This is a genomic window from Xenorhabdus sp. TS4 (assembly GCF_014467265.1).
Lineage (GTDB): Bacteria > Pseudomonadota > Gammaproteobacteria > Enterobacterales > Enterobacteriaceae > Xenorhabdus > Xenorhabdus ehlersii.
The window spans coordinates 1-5121 of the sequence record NZ_NKHQ01000049.1 but is presented as its reverse complement, the minus strand read 5'-3'; the positions used below and the strand labels follow the sequence as shown (position 1 = coordinate 5121).

Sequence of the window (5121 nt, the reverse complement as noted above, 5' to 3'; positions counted from 1 at the left end):
TGGCATGATGTTCTCACGGTAACCGTTTTTTGGCGAAAACAATGATACCAGATCATCATGCCGTTCAAATTCCCGTCACAAAACGTCCACAGCCCCTAGTACTCACGGTAAAATAAATTTTAAAGCAGTTAAAGATACAGAGTTTAATCAATTCATTAATTACTCTGAAGGTTTTTTTATTAAAAACCAAGATAAAGGTTATTCAAAAGAAACGTGGATATTACCTTCTGTTCATATTGGTGGAAAATTAACAATTGATGCCGAAAATGGAATCAGTGCTGATATCAAAACACAGAAAGGACAAACCTTGCAAGCTGCATTGGCAGCACTTGGTGATACACCTGAAACAGCTTGGTTAAAAGGGTTAAATCAGCGCCGGGATGTACATTGGAATGAAGTTCAGGATGCTTATAAGAGTTGGAATTATGAGAGCCAGCATTTAAATCCTGCTGTTTCTGCTGTTATCGCTATTGCTGTTGCTGTCGTCACAGCAGGTGCGGGGGCAACTATCGCCGCCGCCAATGCTGCCGCAGGTACAGCCAGTGGCGCAGCAGCGGCAGCTGGAGCTAGTGCTGCAACAGCAGCAACAGTAAGCACTGCTACATATGGCGCAGTTTCTGCTGGTATCGCATCTTTGGCGTCTACTGCGGCGGTTAGCCTTATTAATAACCAAGGCAATGTATCCAAAACTCTCAAAGAGATGGGTAGCAGTCAAACGGTAAAATCAACCGTCACTTCAATGGCAATTGGTGGTGCTTTAGCCGGATTTGACAAGTTTATGGGCGTGGAAAAAGCGGCTAACGGTGCAACTAAAGCACCTTTATTAAGTAATCAAGAATGGAGCAAAGTTGCCCAACGTGTTGCAGGGCAGTCAATTATCAGTTCCAGTCTAAATACTGCAATTAATGGTGGTAGTTTCAAAGATAATTTTGCTACAGCGTTACTTTCCAATGTGGGTAATCAAATTAATGCTGAAGGGGCGAATGTTATAGGGGACTATGGCAAAGCACTGGACATTCCTGGAAAAGCGGTTAGTCATGCAGCAGTATCAGCTATTGCTGCACACATTGGTGGCGGAGATGCAAGAGGCGCAGCAGCTGGCGCACTCGCAGCTGAACTTGGAGCTGTGACACTGGCTAAGACATTTAATGATCCAGCACAAATTCTAGCAGGCGGTAAAATCATTGGGGGCATTGCCGGTGCATTTGCTACAAATAGTGCAGAGGGTGTTAACAGTGGTGCAAATGCTAGTGAAATAGTTCTTGAGTATAACTTCTTTGCACATGAGTTGATTGAGTTAGATAACGCAATCAAGGCCGCGAAGAAAAAAGGGGAAGACACGGCACCTATCTTTGAAAGAACGAGCAGTAAACTAGCAGGAAAGCGAGAATCCCTCAAAGCCGAGTGTCAAGCCAATCCAACTATGTGCGCTGTTACACTTAGCGAGTATGCCAATCAGGCACTACAATCCGTCGAAGACCTTTCTGGAAGACTTTATTTCGATAATAGTGTTATTGCATTCACACATGAAGAATCGGCTAAAGATAGTGCCGTCATTGATAATTATACAAATGGAACTGGTCAAGCACTGGAGTATGTACTTAACGGCGCTAAATTTCTGAGTGGCGAAGACACCAAACTTTCGATGACCGGAAAAAGCATCAGGACACGGAACCACAATCAACAGGCGAATCAACTGGGTTCTTCGCCTACAGCACCCAAGGTGATTGTTGTAGACTCAGGTAAAAAAAGAGCCTGGGAGAAGCAAATGAATAATCCCGAACCAAATGCGCTTTATCATGTGGATGGAAATAAAATATACCTCACTGATTCATTAAGTAGGCCGATTAGCGTTGAAGCCTCATTAACTCTGTCGAGTAATGATCGCAATTACTATCAGCAACGTAGGGTCGGTCACCAAGGTAATGCAGGAGATGATGGCGGTCATTTGATCGGTACTATTTTCAATGGCCCCGGTGAAAAACTTAATATGGTGCCTATGGAATCCAGCTTAAATAGGTACGGCTCATGGCGAAATATGGAGAGAACTTGGGCTGATGCGTTAAAAACCGGTAAGACAGTTGATGTAAAAATACAGCCTAGATATAGTGATAATAGTGCTCGTCCTAGTAGTTTTGATGTAAGTTATACTATAGGCAAAGATAGACCAATTGAATTAAACATTAAAAATACAGCTGAGGGTAAATAATGAGTTTGGATGATAAAATATATGCCGAAATTGGTCAGTTGCTATACAACGCAGCCCCTGATGATGCAAAAAAAATCATCATGGATACAGAATTATCTCCTGAAGGAGATTGCTGTCAGTTTAAATATGATTATATCAACTCGGCTGATGAGATGAATTGGTTTTCTCCTCAAGGGAACGATGGGTTAACAAATGAAAGAGTTAGAGAATTGTTAGTTTCACTAAGACAATTCTTTATCGAAAATATCAATTCGGAGCAACCACCTCATTGGTCAGGCTGTATAGTGACGGTTGATGTAGAAAAAATGAAGCTTAATGTAGACTTCAAGTACGAAGACTAATCTGAAAGCTATCCCAGCCATAGCACTGGGATAGCTCATCTAATTGCCATTAATAAGATTACTAATCAATGAATTAAATATAATATTTAGTGATCCACAAAATCAACCTTCAATCCCCGCTCCACATCCATTTTTCTGGCCACCGACATCGCCGCATCCAATTCACTACATTGATGTGCCCGCATTAATGCCCTACGCTCTGCCTTTTCTTCTTTTTCCGTCATGCCCAGTGTCAAATAGAGGCTCGGCGGCACCACCCGAAACAAGGCTTCGATTTTTTTCGCCAGCACGACACCTTCAGTATAACAACGCGGGAGTTTACTGGCAGAGGGCAACACCGCTTTTTGTTCTTCATTGAGTTTTTTGAATCGGGCGATTTGCTCCACTTCATCCGGCGGCATGGTCAGGCACAGCCACCATTCCGCCATATTCAGCATTTTCTCAGCCGTATCCGGGTAGTCGGCGAGATTTTGCGTCGCCAGCCACAGCCAGGCGCCCAGTTTACGCCACATTTTCACCACCTTGGTCATATAGGGCGACAGCAGCGGGTTGGTGGTAGTGATATGCCCTTCATCAATCACCAGTTGCAGTTCCCTGTCCTGATACTGGTCGCGTTCGGCCAGATTATTCACTGTGTTAATCAGCGAGACCATCGCCAGTGCCATCTGTGCCGAGTAGTTCTCACGCGCAAGTGTTCCCAAATCAATTAACGTTACATCCACTTCCGGCCACGGTGTGCCAGGGCGGTTAAACAGTTCCCCCTCAAACCCCTGGGTAAACATCGACATGGCGCCGGCCATTTCATCCGCCCGTGCCCGTCGGTGGGCAGTGATTAACGGTTGACCATGCTCGTCCTGCTGATGATTACGGGCGATGGCATACAGCGCATTCTGTAAATCTGAGGCGAGCATCTGCCGTTGTTCTTTATGACTGGTATGAGCCGCCATCATAATCGCTTCGCGTATCAAACCGCGATCTGAACGGGTTAAACGCTCTTCCTCTTTTTTCTCACCGCCGGTGATCATCAGCCGGGCGGCAATTTCCATTTCCCCCAGAATATCACGCTGTTCGTCCCCCTCTTCCTGTGCTTCATCGGTCTCCGGAATATCAGCTTCATTAATCCGTAAGTGTTTAGGACTGAGTTGCAGCAACTGATGCGCATCGGCAAACAAGGCCAGACTGACGCCACAACCCGGTTTGATACCGATTTTATTCACCGTCAGCCCCAGACTGGCGTAATAGTCTGCCAACAGTCCAAAACTGTTCCCGGCTTCGACAATAAACAGACGCGGACGGTGGATCGCCATCAGTTGTACCAGCGAGGCACACAAAGTGGCGGATTTTCCTGCCCCGGTCGGGCCAAATAGCAATAAGTGCGCGTTCTGGGTACGATCCTGTTTGTTCATCGGATCGAAGGTCAGCGGTGCTCCACCCCGGTTAAAGAAACTGAAGCCCGGATGCCCGGTGCCGGTTGAGCGTCCGGTGACCGGCATCAGTCCTGCCAGATGCTGGACCCACGTCAGGCGGCTGTACCAGTGTTTTTTGTCTTTCTGCGGGTTAAAGCCCATCGGCAACGCACGTAAATAAGCATTCAGCGGGGACACACTGAATTCAGGTCGCACGGGCTGTAATCCGGCGCTCAGTAATGTGGAAGATAACTGATGCACCCGCTGGTTCAGATTATCTAAATCCTGACCGCACACCAGAAAGGTCAGTGCACTGCGGTACAGTTTATGGCGTCTCCCCAGTAATTCCTTCACGGCCTGTACATCCTGCCGGACGCGCAGTGATTCGGTATTTTCCCCTACGGCATTTTTTGCCAGTCGGGTGGAGCTTTCTTCCAGTGTATCCTGTGCCTGCGCCACAATGGTCAGCGTGACCACAGTGCCTGCCGGCATCATATCCATCAGCACATTGATATTATCGCCCCGTTTCACTTCGCCCGTCAGCGTGCCCGGTTCTGGCGGACGGCGCAGACGTTCAACCGGCACCGCTTTATGTGGCAGGCCATCAAACCACCAGATGCCATTGTCAGGATCAGACACCGGCGGGGTAAACCACAGGCTTTCGGCAAAGTCATTATGGATCGGGAGATCGAGCTGCAGGGGCGTTTCATCACTCACCGTGCGATAAAAATCGGCTTTTGCCATACCCCAGTCCGAGGATGGATTAAAATGACGTAACAACCAACTGTGGATCTGCGCGCCATGCTGCCGGACAGCCACAATTCCCGCCGCCGCCAGTGACGACACCAGCCGCTCGCAGACCTGATTGAGTGCGGCCACTGAAGATAACGTTGAGTGGTTTGCCTGTGATTGGTGAACAGGCAGCCAGCGATAGACTGCCATACGTGTCTGTCGTTGTTGTCCGCGCCACGGTTGCCCGGTGATCAGGCTAACCCAATACGCTCAGTGTCACCATCAGTCCAAAGGCATCGGCGGAGACTTCACCTTTAAAGTCCGTCGTACTCATATTGACCCCAGAGGAATCCGGCCGCATGGGCACGATATAGGCGACGCGGTCTGACACCTTCCGATACTGCCATCGGTCACACCGGTCATCGTCACACAG

The 5121-nt window shown here is 47.9% G+C and carries 3 protein-coding genes and 1 pseudogene; 2 read left to right on the top strand and 2 right to left on the bottom strand.

The window, feature by feature from the left end; genetic code table 11:
• The first annotated feature begins 307 nt into the window (after positions 1-307).
• Positions 308-2209: a DUF637 domain-containing protein gene (locus Xets_RS28685; protein WP_370588236.1), complete on the top strand. Its 1902-nt coding sequence runs from the start codon at positions 308-310 to the stop codon at positions 2207-2209.
• Positions 2209-2550: a hypothetical protein gene (locus Xets_RS12950; RefSeq protein ID WP_187651811.1), complete on the top strand. Its 342-nt coding sequence runs from the start codon at positions 2209-2211 to the stop codon at positions 2548-2550. Before Xets_RS28685 ends, Xets_RS12950 begins: the two co-directional genes overlap by 1 nt.
• An 86-nt stretch (positions 2551-2636) precedes the next feature.
• Here the strand turns inward: Xets_RS12950 and Xets_RS12945 are convergent.
• Both Xets_RS12945 and Xets_RS12940 read right to left on the bottom strand, forming a co-directional pair.
• A pseudogene (locus tag Xets_RS12945) lies at positions 2637-4946 on the bottom strand (conjugative transfer ATPase); the annotation flags it as partial.
• Complete coding sequence (locus Xets_RS12940) at positions 4945-5121, bottom strand: antirestriction protein (protein WP_255430632.1); 177 nt, start codon at positions 5119-5121, stop codon at positions 4945-4947. The gene Xets_RS12940 and the pseudogene Xets_RS12945, both read right to left, overlap by 2 nt.